Genomic DNA, 17,495 nt, shown 5'->3' on the forward strand with positions numbered 1-17,495 from the left:
GCACCGCCTTTATGGCGGTGTATTTTTATCTAGCGAATTCTCCCTTTTCTCGATTGCTCATTACTCGAATTTTCCTATTCAGCAGGCAAATAAAAAGCGCAAACCGCGTGAACGATTTGCGCTTATGTTTCAGCTTCTATCAGCGCCTCTCTAAAGGCACTCATCTAAAACTCTATGGGCGATATACTTTAACGTTGTTAAAGCCTTGCTCTTGCAAGTAGAGCGCCTGTAGACGACTCATTACACCACGCTCACAGTAAAGAAGGTAAGTCTTGCTTTGGTCAAGATCTCCAAACTGCGTGCCTAGCTTGTAGAACGGTAGGTGTTTTACTTCCACGCCTTCGATTTCTAGTGGATTTTCGTCTTCTTCATCTGGGCTACGAATATCCAATACGATCGCGTGCTCTTCAACCGCTTGAACCTGCTCTACTTCTGGAGCCGCTTGCTCAGACTCTTTCGCGATATCACGAATGTCCATTTGGCGAGCTTCACGTACAACCTGCTCGAGAATGTCAAAGTTGAATTTCTCTTCTTCTGCTTCCAGTTTCGCTTTAACCGCTTTCACTGTTGGCTTCTTAGAGATAACGCCACAGTACTCAGGCATTGTCTTAGCAAAGTCTTCAGTACCAATGTCACGCGCTAGGTTAATGATGTCTTCTTTATCCCAGTTGATAAGTGGACGTAGGATAAGAGAATCTGTCACACCATCAATATGACGCAGGTTAGTTAGCGTCTGGCTAGATACCTGACCTAGAGCTTCACCTGTCACAAGCGCTTGGATACCAAACTTCTCAGCGATCATGCCTGCTGCACGCATAAACATACGCTTAAGCACAACGCCCATTTGGCCGTCATCCACTTTCTCTAGGATTTCTGCCACTACTGGTTCGAAATCAACTGAGATGAAACGTACTTTTGCTGAAGAGCCGTACTTGTTCCATAGGTAGTGAGACACTTGCTTAACACCAATCTCGTGCGCAGGGCCACCAAGATTGAAGAAACAGTAATGTACTTTTGAGCCACGTTTGATGTGTAGGTAACTTGAAACACCTGAGTCAAAACCACCTGAAATTAGGCTTAATACATCTTCTTGAGTACCTAGAGGGAAACCACCTAGACCTTTGTGACGTGCAATCACTTGGTTTAGCTTCTCGTTCGCGACTTCAACTTTGATGGTTACATCTGGGTTGTGCAGTTTTACGCGTGCGCTCTCAACCGCTTGGTTTAGACCACCACCAACGTAACGCTCTAGCTCAATAGAGGTAAAGTCATGCTTACCACGACGCTTCGCACGTACCACAAACGTTTTGTTCTCGATATTCGCACGGTTTAGGTCAAGCACTTGCTCGTAAATGTCGTGCAGGTCAGTAAACTCTGACTGCTTCACTTCAAGCACATGGTGGATACCCGGAGTGCGAGTGAGTACTTCTAGTGTTTCTTTGTAGTAGTCAAACGACTCCGACGTCACCTCAATGTGGTCACGACGGTTGAATACTGCAACAGACTCAGTGCGACTCTTGATGATGTTGCGAATGTTGCACTCAAGAATCTTAGTGAAGCGCTTACGCACCGATTCACTTTTTACGAAAATTTCTGGATGGGGCTTTACAATAAATTTCATACTTCACTTCACTGGTTAACAGTTGTCGCAATCATTACCTCTTAAGCATATACGTTATACGTAGAATACGCAGAGGTCGTTAAGGGCGCGGATTATACATCAAGGAAAGGCCATAAAAAAGACGGGCATTAAGCCCGCCTGGTTTTATTTATTGTACCGTTGGTACTTCTTCACTGTAGAGAGGTTCACCTTGCATGATACTTATCTCTACGCGTCGGTTTCTCGAACGCTGTGACTCGGTATCATTCGGCCCTAGCGGCTCGGTATCAGCCATACCACGTACACGTAAACGTTGATGAGAGAAGCCACGAACTTTTTCCATCTCTTGCGCGACAGAGACCGCACGCTGAGCAGAGAGGTCCCAATTTGAACGATACAGTTCAGAGTCAATGCGCTGGTTATCTGTATGGCCTGATACTCGTACGATACCCGGCACATCTTTTACCAACTCAGCCACTTGGCGAACCAATGGGCGGAATTTAGGTTGTAAAAATGCTGAACCTGCTGGGAATGCGCCCTTCTCACGAATTCGAATCACAATCTGTTGGCCAAGATTTTCAACTTCAATTGCGCCTTGATCGATTTCACGCTGCAGCGCTTTCTTAATCGCTTCCATCAAGGTCTCAAGCTCTTGAGAGGCTTCGGCAGATTGCTGCTGCTCTTTATCTGAATCCGAGTTTTGGTTGTTCTTAGTTGAGGTTTCTGGCGATTGGCCACCTGTCAATTTACCTTGGTCACGCTGCGTACCACCAGCGCGGTCAGATTCACCTTCGTGAAACTCCAACGTCTGCTGAGTGATGTCAATGGTCTGCTGCATGATGACATCAATCGGTGTTGGCTCTGGGCGACCAGGGCGGAACTCTTGCGCGATGATACTGGTGCCTTTAGGAATGTCTTTCACTTCCAATCGGTTTTGCACACCGAAAGCAAATTTCATTGAACCGGCAATTTGTTTGAACTTCAGTACGTCCATTTCAGAGAAAGATAACAGCAGTACGAAGAAACACATCAACAGTGACATCAAGTCAGCAAATGTATTCATCCACGCGGGGGCACCAGGTGGCGGACATTTACACTTTTCTTCATCCATACCGTTCCCTTACTCGTTGTCTACGTCTAAGGTACGTTTACCTTCGTTGAGGTAGTTTTTCAGGTAACTATCGATTACACGAGGGTTTTGACCATCTTGAATGGCAAGTACGCCGTCCATAATTAGGCGACGATTAAGTTTTTCTTGTTCACGACGCAGGGAAAGTTTGTCTGCAATCGGGAAGAACAACATGTTAGAAAGGATTGCACCGTAGAGCGTGGTTAAAAGTGCTACCGCCATTGCTGGGCCGATGGCTTTCGGGTCATCCATGTTTGATAGCATGGCTACCAGACCAACAAGTGTACCAATCATACCCATCGCAGGAGCAACATCACCAAATGCTTTAAATACACCCGCACCGTGCTCATGACGCTCGTCCGTCAAGGCGATATCTTTTTGTAGTGCAGAGCGCACTACATCGGCGTCATGGCCATCCACCAGCAAGTCGATGCCTTTTTGCATGAAGGTATTGGAGATTTCCATCTCTTCTAGAGCGAGGAAACCGCCTTTACGCGCCGCATCCGCCATTTCAACGATTTTAGCAATCAAGTCTTCTGGCTCATCGGTTTTAAACATGAACGCTTTGCCAGCAATCTTGGTCGCACCAAAGAATTGGCCGATGGTAAATTTCATCAGCACAACGAAGGTTGAACCACCTAGTACGATCAGAATTGACGTTACATCGACGAACATCATGATACTGCCACCCAGTACCATCGCCATGATAACGAAGGCGAAACCGCCAATCAGACCTAACAGCGTTGCTAAATCCACAAAGCACTCCTCATGCTAACCTTTTAAACTTTCTCTGGAATTATATCGGCTGTGTCTGTGAATCTTTAGCTTTTTATTGGTATCACACTCACAGTAATGCGGATTACGCCGCGAGATTTCTCATGCTTTGTTAAAAACCTGCTTGCTGAGCCATCAAATTACTTCACTTTTCTGACAAATTTGCTCGGTTAAATTTGACCATCATTAGCGGCTAAGGTAACTTTCGTGCATCTTTCCCTAAGTAGAAAAGTTATGGCGAGCAAGAAACCTGAAAATATGACCTTTGAAGCAACCATTGAAGAGCTCGATAGCATAGTAGAGAACCTTGAAAATGGTGACCTCGCTCTAGATGATGCGCTGAAAAAGTTTGAACGTGGCATTTCTTTAGCTCGTGCAGGCCAAAGTAAACTGAACGATGCTGAGCAGCGTGTTAGTATATTGTTACAAAACGATGATGACGCACCATTATCGGACTTTAATCAACAGCCTGAATAAACCAGTTAGAAGATTGCTCTATGCTTGAGGCATTAACCTCTTTCCAACAAAGAAACAATTCACAATTAGAGTCGTGGTTAGATAGCTACCCTCATCAAAACCAAACTCTGATTGAAGCGATGCGTTATGGCCTGCTGCTAGGCGGTAAGCGCGCGCGCCCATTTTTGGTCTACATTACTGGCCAAATGCTTGGCGTTTCCATCAAAGATTTAGACACTCCAGCCGCCGCTGTTGAGTGCATTCACGCCTATTCTCTGATTCATGATGACTTGCCTGCTATGGACGATGACGAACTGCGTCGCGGACAACTGACTTGTCACATAAAGTTCGATGAAGCAACCGCGATTCTAACCGGCGACGCACTGCAAACCTTAGCGTTTACTATTTTGGCCGATGGCCGTTTAAATCCAAACGCTGAAGCGCACCGTATTAGAATGGTGAAGGTATTAGCAGAAGCCTCTGGTGCGAACGGCATGTGCATGGGTCAGTCGCTTGATCTTGAAGCGGAGAATCGCTCTGTTGATTTGGCGGAACTGGAAGAAATCCATCGCAACAAAACTGGCGCGCTGATGAAAAGCGCCATTCGCCTTGGTGCTATCGCTGCCGGTGAAAAAGGCATCGCTGTTTTACCATTACTTGATAAGTACGCAGACGCGGTAGGACTTGCATTCCAAGTTCAAGATGACATTTTGGATATCATTAGCGATACCGAAACCTTAGGTAAACCGCAAGGTTCAGACCAAGAATTAAACAAAAGTACTTATCCGGCTCTGCTAGGCTTAGAAGGAGCAATCAGCAAAGCTAATAACTTGTTACAGGAAGCGCTTCAAGCATTGGAAGCGATCCCATACAATACAACACAATTAGAAGAGTTCGCCCGATACGTCGTCGAGCGCAAAAACTAACACTATAAGCGCGCATTTATATGACTCTTGATATTTCAAAGTACCCAACACTGGCATTGGCAAATACGCCCGATGAGCTGCGTAGCCTTCCTAAAGATGTGCTGCCAAAGTTGTGTGATGAGTTACGAACTTACTTACTAAACTCGGTAAGCCAATCGAGTGGACACTTGGCATCTGGCCTTGGCACGGTTGAACTCACCGTGGCGATTCACTACGTCTACAACACTCCGTTTGACCAACTCATTTGGGACGTAGGCCATCAAGCATACCCTCACAAAATTCTAACGGGTCGTCGTGAAGAGATGCCGACCATTCGCCAAAAAGACGGGTTGCACCCTTTCCCTTGGCGCGAAGAAAGCGAATACGACACCCTATCCGTTGGTCACTCTTCCACTTCTATCAGTGCTGGCCTAGGTATGGCTATCAGCGCTCAGAAAGAAGACAAGCAACGTAAAGTTGTCAGTGTGATTGGTGACGGCGCAATTACTGCAGGTATGGCGTTTGAAGCGATGAACCACGCAGGTGGCATTCACCCTGATATGTTGGTGATTCTAAACGACAACGAAATGTCGATTTCAGAAAACGTCGGCGCGCTAAATAACCACCTAGCCCAGCTTCTTTCAGGTAACTTCTACACGTCCATTCGCGAAGGTGGCAAGAAGGTTCTCTCTGGCGTTCCACCGATCAAAGAATTGGTACGCCGCACCGAAGAACATCTGAAAGGCATGGTGATTCCGGGCACTTTATTTGAAGAGCTTGGCTTTAACTACATAGGCCCTGTTGATGGTCATGACGTTATCGAGCTAGTCAAAACGCTGAAGAATATGCGTGAGCTAAAAGGCCCGCAGTTCTTACACATTATGACTAAGAAAGGTAAAGGCTACGAACCAGCGGAGAAAGATCCGATTGGTTATCATGGCGTACCTAAGTTCGACCCAAACCACTCTAGCCTGCCAAAGAGCACAAGCACTAAACCGACTTTTTCTAAAATCTTCGGTGACTTCCTGTGTGATATGGCGGCGCAAGATCCTAAGCTAATGGCCATTACACCAGCCATGCGCGAAGGATCTGGCATGGTGCGTTTCTCGAAAGAGTTCCCAGAGCAATACTTCGATGTCGCTATTGCAGAACAACACGCTGTGACTCTAGCGACAGGTATGGCTATTGCTGGCGATAATCCTATCGTTGCAATCTACTCTACCTTCCTGCAACGCGGTTACGATCAGCTAATCCACGATGTCGCTATCATGGATTTACCGGTAATGTTCGCCATTGACCGAGCGGGTTTAGTTGGTGCGGATGGTCAGACTCACCAAGGTGCGTTTGATATCAGCTTTATGCGCTGCATTCCAAACATGGTGATCATGACGCCAAGTGATGAAAACGAATGTCGCCAAATGCTTTATACAGGCCATAAACATACTGGCCCAAGTGCTGTCCGTTACCCTCGCGGCAATGGCATGGGCACACCAATTGAGCAAGAGTTTACTGCACTTGAAATTGGTAAAGGCCGCGTGGTTCGCCAAGGTGAGAAAGTCGCAATCCTAAACTTTGGTACTTTCATGCCAAATGCACTTGAAACAGCAGAAGCGCTAAACGCAACCGTTGCCGATATGCGTTTTGCTAAGCCACTAGATCATGCATTAATCAAACAGCTCGCTGATAGCCACGATGTGCTAGTCACGATTGAAGAGAATGCTATCGCTGGCGGTGCTGGCGCAGGTGTGGTTGAGTTCTTGATGCAAGAAAAGATCATGAAGCCTGTGCTTAACCTTGGCCTACCTGACCGCTTTATTGCGCAAGGTACGCAGCAAGAGCTTCATGCTGAGCTTGGGCTTGATAGCCAAGGTATTGAACAGTCAATCCGTGACTACTGCGCGAAGTAAGCACTAACCCCCATAACGACAAAAGCCCTCAAATTGAGGGCTTTTTTACATCTTCCAAATAGCTCGGTATTTTGGAATGATTCGTTAGTTTGGCATCTGCCAACCAAACTCACTACACAATGCATTCCACGTCTCATCCACTCCAGCTTTGATGGTTATATTTTGCTGAGTAAATGGATGCACAAAACTCAATGAAGAAGCATGCAATAACAAACGATGGCTATCGAAATGCTCACGGAACAATTTGTTATGCTTGCCATCACCATGAGTCGTATCACCCACAATAGGATGGCGTAGATGCGCCATATGGCGACGTAGCTGATGTTTACGGCCTGTTTGAGGGCTAAGCTCCATCAAGCAGTAGCGCGTTGTAGGGAAACGCCCCGTTGAAATAGGAATCTCCACTTTCGCCAATGGCAGATAGTCAGTTACCGCTTCTTGAGCTTGCTTTTCTTCACTAGCGAACTTATCGGCAATCTTATCCAGCTCAACTTTAAGAGCATAATCCAGTGTGCCGCCCTCTTCTATCCACCCACGTACGATTGCATGATAGGTTTTCTGCATTTCATGATTAGCAAACATGGGCATCACTTGTGAAGCCACTTCACTGGATAACGCAAAAATAAGCACACCTGAAGTCGGGCGATCTAAGCGATGCAGGGGAAACACATGCTGACCAATTTGATCGCGCAATGTCTGCATAACAAACTGCGTTTCATGTTTATCAAGCCAACTGCGATGCACCAACATACCCGCAGGCTTATTGACCGCAACAAAATACTCATCTTGGTAGACGATTTCTAACATTGTTCTTTTCCTTTAAGCCACTTGCTGGTCAATTTGAGCAATCAAGGTAATGATCTCGGCGTATCTCGCCTCTGCTTGCCAATTCTGTTCAAAGTATCCCACCATACTAAATCCAGTCGGTAGGCTTTGCCCTGCGGCTAACATGGCCTTCATACGCGGGATGAAAACCCATTGCAACCATTGCTCTGGTTTTAGTGTATCTATGGCAAAAGGTTGCTCACTGGCGAGTTGTTCAGGTGATGGCGGAACTGAATCCCAAAGTTCTGCTGCTTGTAATTGCTGCTCTAAAGCATCCAGCAAACCAAGCATCGGATTGTTTTGTTTCATGAATCTGTGTTTATCTTTGGCGATGACCTTGAAAATTGGCGATAGAATACCATTTATAAGGGAAAGAAAGTTAGGAAAAGTCTTCCCATGGATACCATTCATACCCTTACCCAATTGCTGAAAAACAGTGACTGTGATTACCAAGTCTTCGATCTTGGCCGTCGAATCAAAACCATCGCGAACGATGTATTTGCCGATGTAGAAAAAGGTCAGCAAGCGTACCCGTTCCCTCTACAACGCAAGGCGCACCTAGCTATCGCATATTGGAACGAAACCAAGCAACCGTGGATTTGGTTCCTCAAGTTCGAATTGGATGAGCGCGGGTTATTAAAGCAAGCGGACGTGGGTAACTTCATCAAGTACGTGGTCGAAGCCATGGGCACTCGCCTTAATCAAGAAATGAGCGAAGAGCAACAACAAAAGCTATCAAACAATCCTTACACCTTTAAACCCGCTGAAGACAAAATGGCGGTATTCCACAGCCAAGTACGCGCCAAGCTCGATTTACCTTGCAGCCAATACTATGAGCATGCGCAACATTACTTTAGTGGCGCTCTTGGCTGGGACAACTGGCAAACGGTTGGGTTACAAGGTATTACCGACATTTGTGCGCGACTTTCAACTGCGCAAAATGGGGTGCAAATTCGTAAAGCGATTAAACATCTGCCTAACGAACCACTCTATGCCCTACTCGGCGCGTTAGAACACACTCAACTGCCGACTAAACTGGCCGAGAGGATTGCTGAACTGGCTGAGCAACAGATTCAAAGTAACGATCCAGATCTGTTTCTAATTTCCGCCTTGATACGTGCTCTCTCTGGCGCTGAATCTGAAATCGTTAATCCTCTTCTTGATGCCATTTTACAAAGCCCGCGCCTTAGCCACCAAGAAGTGCTAATTGGTATCGCAGGCCGCTGTTGGCATCTACTGGCCGATGCAAATCGCGCAGAGCAGTTTTTACTTCGTTTAGCACAAACCGGCAACCAAGCGTTGTTTAATCAGTTATTCGCGGATTTAGTAATGCTGCCTGAGTTGCGTATGGTCATTTTACCTTTGCTGCACTCTGCACCATCGACAGAGCTTGCCGCAGCGCTGATCAAGTTGCAGCAAGCAACTAAAGTCTCAAGCAGTTAATGTATCAAGCAGTTAAAGCACAACGATAAAGGGTCTAATAATATGATTGGTGATTTGTTGGCGATTGTCGGGCTAAGCCTAGTATGCATGATCTTTTGGCAACAACGCCGCCAATCTGAACTGGCCAAAGTAGCGGTAAAACGCAAGTGCGATCAGTTAGACCTACAGCTGTTAAGTGTCGCGTTTAAAGGCCACAAAATAAAAACGCCAGACGGAGTCTGGCGTTGGCATACGGTGTATCAATTTGAGTTTTCATCGCTTGGTGATGACTACTATCAGGGCGAACTGATTATGCAGGGATTCCATGTAGTTCACTTTCAGCTTCCACCGCATCGGATGTAAACTCAAACTCAAAATAAGGGCCAAAAGCATCGTCATACTGGCGTTGCTTTTCAAAACCCAGCTTCTCTAAAATTCGAATTGAAGCTTTATGGGTCACGTTCGATGTCGCCTTCACGCGGCTTAAACGTAAATCTTTCACAGCCTTATTGAAGAATGCGCCAACGGCCTCTGAGGCATACCCTTGTCCCCAGTATGCCTTATCAAACAAATAGCCAAGCTCTGGCGTTTCATCCAAATCGCTCAAAAATATGTGCCCCATATATTCGCGCGTTCGGCTATCAAGCACGGCTCGTGAATACAACGTATGATCATTCATCAATCGATGAAAAAGCTGTTTAGCGGTCGCTACAGTATGAGGGCCATTCATCTCAGCACGATTCTTCGCACAGATGTTCAGCATTAAAAACTCGGATTGCAGCGATTCATTGTAGGGTACCAATAGCACTCTGCGGGTTACGATAGTCAAAACACTTCCTTGCTTACAACTCCGCTCGCCCACTTGTTTACAACATTTCATGGGTTAGCGTATACACGAAATCTCCCTGTACCAAAATACAGAGAGACAGAGATACCAACGAGCATAACTCTATGTTTATTGGTATTAAGCCGAATAAGTGCCCTTAGTTTTTTATATAGATGGGCAATGACGTTGTTGTGAGAATGTGTTTGATAAGAAAAGCCCCGATACGTCAGTACCGGGGCTATAGTCTTACTCGTAGCAATCCAGCCACTAAAAGGTGCTCCATGCATCTTCCTTAATAGTTACTGAATCCTTCAGTATATTCCGTCCATCGCTATCCTAGCGGTGTCCTGCAATTCCTTTGAGCTAACATTCCCCGTTAGCGCACTTCACTTGTTCCTTGAGCGGTATCCCTAGCATCGTCCTAATGCTGTCCTGCCTCATCCTAGAGGTGTCCTTCGCATCCGTTGCTCGTTAACGGCCTTGTTAACGATGGTATCCTACCCAATCCTCGCTCCGTGCTTGATTGGTAATCCTAACCAATCAACTATCTTCTTCCTGAAGATATCCACATCCTTGGTGGTTCCTGTTCCGTGTCAGTATCCTTCCGACAAGGTTTAATTTACTCCTTTCCTTATTCTGAACAATTGCCCTGGCTCACATAATAATTTGGCCCAAACGAACCAAAAACAAACAAATAACCACTATTCAGTCACTTAGACAGAATAATTGGCCATTTAGTACTGTCACTATTCTCTTTCTCTCACATTGCTTGTAAGCGATCTCTCACAAGCTAATGCCATTTTTACCATTCGCCTTATGATGAATTGCGACGTATGATGATTAGCAACGAATCCGATAAGCAAATAAAGGAGTGGTCAATGCTTACTAAGGATGTCAGCGCGGAATTAGAGGCCGTTATTACTGAGCTTCATGCCCAAGGCAAAGAACCTACCGTTGCATTAGTTAAAGCTCGTCTCTCGACCTCAGTACCTATGCCTGCGCTAATCACCGCAATTAAGAGTTGGAAAGGCAGTCATCGCATTCCTAAAGTAGAAGTGGCGGCAACAAATTCGACATCAGATGCTGAGCGAATTGCCCAACTTGAAAAGGAAGTAAGTGAGTTAAAGCAGCGCTTAACGGCTTTGGAAGCAAAACTCAGCTAACAATCAGCCAATGATGAGTAAAGCACAAACAAAAAAGGCTTGGCGCAATGCCAAGCCTTTGTCTATTTGGAGATAAAACTACCAACCAGTCACTTCACGTAGTGCTTTACCGATGTCTGCTAGTGACTTAACGGTTTTCACACCTGCTGATTCTAGCGCTGCGAATTTATCTTCCGCTGTACCTTTACCACCAGAGATGATTGCACCCGCGTGACCCATACGCTTACCCGGAGGCGCAGTTACGCCAGCAATGTAAGAAACAACAGGCTTAGTGACGCTATCTTTGATAAACGCCGCCGCTTCTTCTTCTGCCGTACCACCGATTTCACCGATCATTACGATCGCTTCGGTTTCAGGGTCTTCTTGGAACAGTTTTAGGATATCAATGAAGTTAGAACCTGGAATTGGGTCTCCACCAATACCAACACAAGTTGACTGACCAAAGCCTTCATCGGTCGTTTGCTTCACGGCTTCATAAGTCAATGTACCTGAACGTGAAACAATGCCCACTTTACCTTTCTTATGAATGTGGCCTGGCATAATACCAATCTTACACTCATCAGGCGTAATAACACCCGGACAGTTAGGACCAATCATAACGACGCCAGCTTCGTCTAGACGTACTTTAACGTCTAGTAGATCAAGCGTTGGGATTCCTTCGGTAATAGTGACGATGAGCTTAATACCTGCATCAATCGCTTCTAAGATGGCATCTTTACAGAAAGGCGCTGGAACGTAGATTACTGATGCCGTTGCACCTGTTGTTTCTACGGCTTCACGTACTGTGTTGAACACTGGCAGGCCTAGATGAGTTTGACCACCTTTACCCGGTGATACACCACCGACCATTTGTGTTCCGTAGTCAATTGCTTGCTCTGAGTGGAACGTACCTTGACCACCTGTGAAACCCTGACAGATAACTTTAGTATCTTTATTAATTAGTACTGACATTATTTGCCCTCCGCTGCTGCAACTACTTTTTGTGCTGCTTCAGTTAGCGAGTTTGCAGCAATGATATTTAGGCCGCTATCCGCTAGCTTCTGAGAGCCTAGTGGTGCGTTGTTACCTTCAAGACGTACAACAACTGGCACTTCAACACCCACTTCTTCGACTGCGCCGATAATGCCGTCAGCAATTAGGTCACAGCGAACAATACCGCCAAAGATGTTAACCAGTACCGCTTTCACATTGGAATCTGAAAGAATGATTTTGAATGCTTCAGTTACACGCTCTTTCGTCGCGCCGCCACCTACATCAAGGAAGTTGGCAGGTTGACCACCGTGCAGGTTTACGATGTCCATCGTACCCATTGCTAGGCCAGCACCGTTAACCATACAACCAATGTTGCCATCAAGAGCTACGTAGTTAAGCTCCCATTGCGCTGCATGTGCTTCACGCTCATCTTCTTGCGATGGGTCATGCATTTCACGCAGCTTTGGCTGACGGTATAGCGCGTTTGAGTCGATATTGATCTTACCGTCTAGGCATAGAAGGTTACCTTCACCCGTAATCACCAGCGGGTTAATCTCTAGCAGAGCAAGATCGTACTGAGCAAACATATTGCCAAGACCCATAAAGATCTTAACGAACTGTTTAATTTGATCGCCTTCAAGACCAAGTTTGAACGCCAATTCACGGCCTTGGTATGCTTGAGGGCCTACTAGCGGGTCAATCGCCGCTTTGTGGATAAGCTCTGGCGTTTCTTCCGCTACTTTTTCAATTTCTACGCCGCCTTCAGTAGACGCCATAAATACGATTCGACGAGTTGAACGGTCTACCACGGCACCTAGGTACAGCTCATTGGCAATATTCGACGCTTCTTCAACAAGGATTTTAGATACCGGCTGACCATTGGCATCTGTTTGGTATGTCACTAGGTTTTTACCTAGCCACTTCTGCGCGAATTCTTTAACACCATCTTTCGTATCGTGTAGCTCTACGCCACCCGCTTTACCACGTCCACCTGCGTGAACCTGACATTTAACGACTTTCTTTTCTGTGCTGATTCGACCGGCTGCTTCAAACGCTTCTTGCGGGGTATCACAAGCGTAGCCTTCTGGTACAGGCAATCCGAATTCTGCAAACAGCTGTTTGGCTTGATATTCATGCAAATTCATTTTGATAATCCGTTTGTTTTCCCTTAAGGGATTTTATTATTTCCATAACGTTGCAACTTTGGTGTTGCTTATACGTCTGTAGGGTCTTCTCAAATAAAGCCACATCACTTGGCTAAATTGAAGGCCAGACGTCGAGCTAGTCTAGCCTTGGACGCTAATAACGTCGAGTTAACAGGGGCAACTCGACGTTTTAGCGATATTAAACGTCTAATAAGAGACGTGCTGGGTCTTCTAGCAACTCTTTAATCGTTACCAAGAAGCCCACTGACTCACGACCATCAATCAAACGGTGGTCATAAGACAGCGCTAGGTACATCATCGGCAAGATTTCAACTTTGCCATCTACCGCCATTGGACGATCTTGAATCTTATGCATACCAAGAATCGCAGCTTGAGGCGGGTTGATGATTGGCGTAGACATCAGTGAGCCAAATACGCCACCGTTAGTAATGGTGAAGTTACCGCCCATTAACTCATCAACGGTCAACTTGCCATCACGACCTTTAATAGCGAGGTCCTTGATGCCTTTCTCGATATCGGCAAAGCCCAATGTGTCACAGTCTTTTAGAACTGGCGTCACAAGACCACGCGGAGTCGAAACCGCCATGCTGATGTCGAAATAGTTGTGATAAACAATATCGTCGCCATCAATTGACGCATTCACTTCTGGGTAACGTTTTAGTGCTTCAGTGACCGCTTTCACGTAGAAAGACATGAAACCTAGACGAGTATCATGACGCTCTTCGAACTGATCTTTGTATTGTTTACGCAGATCCATGATTGGCTTCATGTTCACTTCGTTAAACGTAGTCAACATTGCCGTGCTGTTTTTCGCTTCAAGCAGGCGGTTCGCTACCGTCTTACGCAGGCGCGTCATTGGTACACGTTTTTCGCTGCGAGCTGTTGCTGGCGCTTCAACTGCTGGCTCAGCTGCTTTTGGCTCTTGCTTCGCGTTAGCAAGGTGAGCGTCAACGTCTTCACGGGTAATACGACCGCCAACACCAGAACCTTTCACTTGGCTCGCTTCAAGGCCATGCTCAGCCATCAAACGACGAACAGCAGGGCTTAGCGCGTCATTGCTCTCTTCAGTTAAAGAGGCTTTGTGACGTTTGTCTGGTGATGCTTCAGTTTCTTCAGTGCTGTCAGTTGTTGGTTCACCCGCAACCGCACCTGGCTTTAACTTAGCAATCAATTGTTTTGAAAGTACTGTTGCACCTTCTTGTTCGATGATGGCTTCAAGTACGCCCGCTTCAGGAGCCGGCACTTCTAGCACAACTTTATCTGTTTCGATGTCTACCAACACCTCATCACGCTCAACCGCTTCACCCGGTTGTTTGTGCCAAGTGGCAACAGTTGCGTCAGCGACTGATTCAGGTAAGTCTGGAACCAGAATTTCAATTGTCATTTTCTATCTTCCTTATGCTTCTAGTTCTTAATTCGAGGTATTAGCGTCTGCTACATCAGAACTAATGGTCAATGCGTCTTCAATCAACGCTTTTTGTTGTTTCAAGTGAACCGACATGTAACCAACGGCTGGCGAAGCTGAGGCTGGGCGTCCTGCATACTTCAAATCAGCGCCGGCTGGAATTCCAGCTCGGAAGTTGTGTTGGCTACAGTACCAAGCGCCTTGGTTCTGAGGTTCTTCTTGACACCATACGAAGTCTTCAACGTTAGTAAACGGAGCAATAGCGGCTTTCACCTCTTCTAGAGGGAACGGGTAAAGCTGCTCAATACGAACAATCGCTACGTCGGTTTGCTCGTTGTTTCTGCGTGTTTCAAGTAGGTCGTAATAAACCTTACCAGCACAGAACACTACGCGTTTCACTTGGCTTGCGTCGAGATCATCCACTTCACCAATTGCAGCTTGGAAGTTGCCATCAGTTAAGTCTTCCAACTTAGAAGTACACAATGGATGACGCAGCAGTGACTTAGGAGACATCACAATCAGTGGACGACGCATTGGGCGAACCACCTGACGACGAATCATGTGGTAAACCTGTGCAGGGGTCGATGGCACAACAACTTGCATGTTTTGTTCAGCACAAAGCTGCAGGTAACGCTCTAGACGAGCTGATGAGTGCTCCGGCCCTTGACCTTCATAACCGTGTGGAAGCAGCATGGTTAAGCCACATAGTCGGTTCCATTTTTGCTCACCTGATGAGATGAATTGGTCAATCACCACCTGGGCACCATTGGCAAAATCACCAAATTGCGCTTCCCAAATGGTCAAGCCGCTTGGCTCTGCGGTTGCGTAGCCATATTCAAACGCCAACACCGCTTCTTCAGACAACACTGAGTCAAACACTTGGAATGGCCCTTGTTTGTCATGAATATTTGCTAGCGGGATATAGGTACTCGCGTCCGATTGGTTATGCAGTACAGAGTGACGATGGAAGAAAGTACCACGGCCAGAATCCTGACCAGAAATACGAATACGTTTACCGTCATCCACCAGCGTCGCGTAGGCCAAGGTTTCTGCCATACCCCAGTCAACATCCTTCTCGCCATTCATCATCGAGATACGGTCGTTGTAGAGTTTATTTACACGGCTTTGTAGTTTGTGGCTATCAGGGTACTGGCATAAGCGGTTGCCAAGTTCAGCCAAACGCTCACGGTCTACGGTACTGTCCCAAGCCACATCCCAATCATGGCCAATGTATGGTGACCAATCGACTGAGTGTAGAGCCATTGGGCGCCACTCTTTCACTACCACTTCACCACGATCAAGTGCATCACGGTATTCATTCACCAATTGAGTTGCAACTTCGATATCGTAGTCGCCACGCTCAATTAATACGTCTGCATAAAGCTTACGAGGCGTTGGGTGTTTTTTGATTTTCTGATACATCAGAGGCTGAGTTGCATTTGGCTCATCAGCTTCGTTGTGACCATGGCGGCGATAACATACCAAATCAATCACAACATCACGCTTAAACTCATTACGGTAATCCAAAGCAATACGAGTAACGAATGCGACTGCTTCTGGATCGTCTGAGTTAACGTGGAAAATCGGAGCCTGTACCATCTTCGCGATATCGGTACAGTACATGGTCGAGCGAGTGTCGCGAGGGTTTGAGGTAGTAAAGCCAACTTGGTTGTTCACTACAATACGAACCGTACCGCCTACTTGGAAACCACGTGCCTGAGACATGTTAAATGTTTCAGCCACAACACCTTGACCCGCAATTGCAGAGTCACCATGAATCGTAATAGGAAGAACAGTGTCGCCTTGCTTGTCGCCTAAACGGTCTTGACGAGCACGCACTGAACCAATAACCACTGGGTTAACAATCTCAAGGTGAGATGGGTTAAATGCCAACGCTAAGTGAACATCACCGCCCGGTGTTGCAAAGTCTGCCGAGAAACCTTGGTGGTATTTAACGTCACCAGTACCCCATGTTTCATCATGCTTACCAGCAAACTCGTCAAACAAATCTTGTGGTTTCTTACCCAACACGTTAACTAACATGTTTAGTCGACCACGGTGCGCCATGCCAATCACAACTTCACGCATGCCGTTTTTACCTGCATGGCGAATCAGTTCTTTGGTCATTGGGATAAGCGCATCACCACCTTCTAGCGAGAAACGTTTTGCACCTGGGAATTTTGCACCCAAGTAACGCTCTAGACCTTCTGCGGCAGTTAACTCTTCAAGAAACTCACGCTTTTCTTCAGCGGTAAACGATGGCTGACCAACTACAGACTCTAAACGCTGCTGAATCCAACGTTTTTGCTCTGTATCTGTCATGTGCATGTATTCTGCACCAATCGAACCACAGTAAGTTTTCTTCAATGCAGCGTAGATGTCTTTCAGTTGCATGGTCTCCTGACCAATAGCAAACGAACCGACATTGAACGTTTCTTCGAAGTCATCTTCAGTGAGATTGTGGAATGCGGGATCTAATTCAGCCACCGGAGGGCGGTTCCATAGACCGAGGGGATCAAGTTCTGCTGCTTCGTGACCGCGGAATCGGTACGCATTGATTAACTGAAGAACTTTTACTTGTTTAGCATCGACATCTGGGTCACTGACTTGAACGCTATAATGCTTAGTTTCTTGGGCGAGTCGACGGAAGTAATCACGGACGCGTGAGTGAGGCTGTTCAATCACCTCTTGTGAAGGCTTGGGCAAACCTTCAAAAACACGAATCCACTCCTCACTTACCAGGTCGGGATCACTTAGATACAGTTCGTAGAGGTCCTCTACGTATGTTGCATTGGCGCCAGCCAAGTGTGAAGACTCGAGCCATGCCTTCATCACGCCGTTGTGCATATTTTCCCTTAACCAGTAGTTTTCACGTTTTTATTGCGGTCTATGCCGCACTTATAAGAGCCGATGCTCACCTGAACATCGGCAATTTTATGTCTCTT

At 46.4% G+C, this 17,495-nt stretch carries 16 protein-coding genes; 6 read left to right on the forward strand and 10 right to left on the reverse strand.

Annotation, left to right across the window (positions count from 1 at the left end):
- Positions 1-172: 172 nt before the first annotated feature.
- The 3 genes from thiI to pomA form a co-directional block, all read right to left on the reverse strand.
- On the reverse strand, positions 173-1,621 hold the full coding sequence (thiI, locus tag MU515_RS06235; protein WP_260259570.1) for a tRNA uracil 4-sulfurtransferase ThiI: 1,449 nt from the start codon (positions 1,619-1,621) through the stop codon (positions 173-175).
- A gap of 148 nt (positions 1,622-1,769) precedes the next feature.
- Positions 1,770-2,711 carry a flagellar motor protein MotB gene (locus tag MU515_RS06240; protein WP_260259571.1) on the reverse strand — a complete coding sequence of 314 codons (942 nt, stop codon included), beginning with the start codon at positions 2,709-2,711 and terminating at the stop codon, positions 1,770-1,772.
- A 9-nt stretch (positions 2,712-2,720) separates the two neighbouring features.
- Positions 2,721-3,485 carry a flagellar motor protein PomA gene (gene pomA, locus MU515_RS06245; protein WP_260259572.1) on the reverse strand — a complete coding sequence of 255 codons (765 nt, stop codon included), beginning with the start codon at positions 3,483-3,485 and terminating at the stop codon, positions 2,721-2,723.
- A 252-nt stretch (positions 3,486-3,737) separates the two neighbouring features.
- On the opposite strand from pomA, the gene xseB reads away from it, so the two are divergent.
- From xseB to dxs, 3 genes are read left to right on the forward strand one after another with little or no spacing between them, the layout of a single operon-like run.
- Positions 3,738-3,980 (forward strand): exodeoxyribonuclease VII small subunit, encoded by a 243-nt coding sequence (xseB, locus tag MU515_RS06250; protein ID WP_260259573.1) that lies wholly within the window; start codon positions 3,738-3,740, stop codon positions 3,978-3,980.
- Between the two features lie 20 nt (positions 3,981-4,000).
- Positions 4,001-4,885, forward strand: coding sequence for a (2E,6E)-farnesyl diphosphate synthase (gene ispA / locus MU515_RS06255; RefSeq protein ID WP_260259574.1), 885 nt, complete (start codon positions 4,001-4,003; stop codon positions 4,883-4,885).
- A 20-nt stretch (positions 4,886-4,905) separates the two neighbouring features.
- Entirely contained in the window at positions 4,906-6,771 is a 1,866-nt protein-coding gene (gene dxs / locus MU515_RS06260) for a 1-deoxy-D-xylulose-5-phosphate synthase (protein WP_260259575.1), read from the forward strand.
- An 84-nt stretch (positions 6,772-6,855) separates the two neighbouring features.
- Here dxs and truC read toward each other — a convergent pair whose 3' ends face one another.
- Both truC and MU515_RS06270 read right to left on the reverse strand, forming a co-directional pair.
- Positions 6,856-7,578, reverse strand: coding sequence for a tRNA pseudouridine(65) synthase TruC (truC, locus tag MU515_RS06265; protein ID WP_260259576.1), 723 nt, complete (start codon positions 7,576-7,578; stop codon positions 6,856-6,858).
- Between the two features lie 12 nt (positions 7,579-7,590).
- On the reverse strand, positions 7,591-7,905 hold the full coding sequence (locus tag MU515_RS06270; RefSeq protein WP_260259577.1) for a YqcC family protein: 315 nt from the start codon (positions 7,903-7,905) through the stop codon (positions 7,591-7,593).
- A gap of 87 nt (positions 7,906-7,992) precedes the next feature.
- Between MU515_RS06270 and MU515_RS06275 the strand changes: the two genes are divergently transcribed.
- Both MU515_RS06275 and MU515_RS06280 read left to right on the forward strand, forming a co-directional pair.
- Complete coding sequence (locus MU515_RS06275) at positions 7,993-9,039, forward strand: DUF3549 family protein (protein ID WP_260259578.1); 1,047 nt, start codon at positions 7,993-7,995, stop codon at positions 9,037-9,039.
- A 42-nt stretch (positions 9,040-9,081) separates the two neighbouring features.
- The gene (locus MU515_RS06280; RefSeq protein WP_260259579.1) at positions 9,082-9,381 is read left to right on the forward strand and encodes a DUF3301 domain-containing protein; all 300 of its coding nucleotides are present in this window, start codon (positions 9,082-9,084) and stop codon (positions 9,379-9,381) included.
- Here MU515_RS06280 and MU515_RS06285 read toward each other — a convergent pair.
- Positions 9,329-9,847 carry a GNAT family N-acetyltransferase gene (locus MU515_RS06285; RefSeq protein WP_260259580.1) on the reverse strand — a complete coding sequence of 173 codons (519 nt, stop codon included), beginning with the start codon at positions 9,845-9,847 and terminating at the stop codon, positions 9,329-9,331. The two genes, MU515_RS06280 and MU515_RS06285, sit on opposite strands and share 53 nt — an antisense overlap.
- Positions 9,848-10,722: 875 nt before the next feature.
- Between MU515_RS06285 and MU515_RS06290 the strand changes: the two genes are divergently transcribed.
- The gene (locus tag MU515_RS06290) at positions 10,723-11,007 is read left to right on the forward strand and encodes a hypothetical protein (RefSeq protein WP_260259581.1); all 285 of its coding nucleotides are present in this window, start codon (positions 10,723-10,725) and stop codon (positions 11,005-11,007) included.
- Positions 11,008-11,085: 78 nt separating this feature from the next.
- Here the strand turns inward: MU515_RS06290 and sucD are convergent, their stop codons facing one another.
- The 4 genes from sucD to sucA all read right to left on the reverse strand — a co-directional run bounded on the left by sucD (position 11,086) and on the right by sucA (position 17,397).
- Entirely contained in the window at positions 11,086-11,958 is an 873-nt protein-coding gene (gene sucD / locus MU515_RS06295; protein WP_260259583.1) for a succinate--CoA ligase subunit alpha, read from the reverse strand.
- Complete coding sequence (sucC, locus tag MU515_RS06300) at positions 11,958-13,124, reverse strand: ADP-forming succinate--CoA ligase subunit beta (protein ID WP_260259584.1); 1,167 nt, start codon at positions 13,122-13,124, stop codon at positions 11,958-11,960. The genes sucD and sucC overlap by 1 nt, the downstream gene beginning before the upstream one ends.
- Before the next feature lie 199 nt (positions 13,125-13,323).
- Positions 13,324-14,529, reverse strand: coding sequence for a 2-oxoglutarate dehydrogenase complex dihydrolipoyllysine-residue succinyltransferase (odhB, locus tag MU515_RS06305; RefSeq protein ID WP_260259585.1), 1,206 nt, complete (start codon positions 14,527-14,529; stop codon positions 13,324-13,326).
- Positions 14,530-14,556: 27 nt separating this feature from the next.
- On the reverse strand, positions 14,557-17,397 hold the full coding sequence (gene sucA, locus MU515_RS06310) for a 2-oxoglutarate dehydrogenase E1 component (protein ID WP_260259586.1): 2,841 nt from the start codon (positions 17,395-17,397) through the stop codon (positions 14,557-14,559).
- Between the last annotated feature and the right edge of the window lie 98 nt (positions 17,398-17,495).

The organism is Vibrio intestinalis, assembly GCF_025195085.2.
Classification (GTDB): Bacteria; Pseudomonadota; Gammaproteobacteria; order Enterobacterales; family Vibrionaceae; genus Vibrio; species Vibrio intestinalis.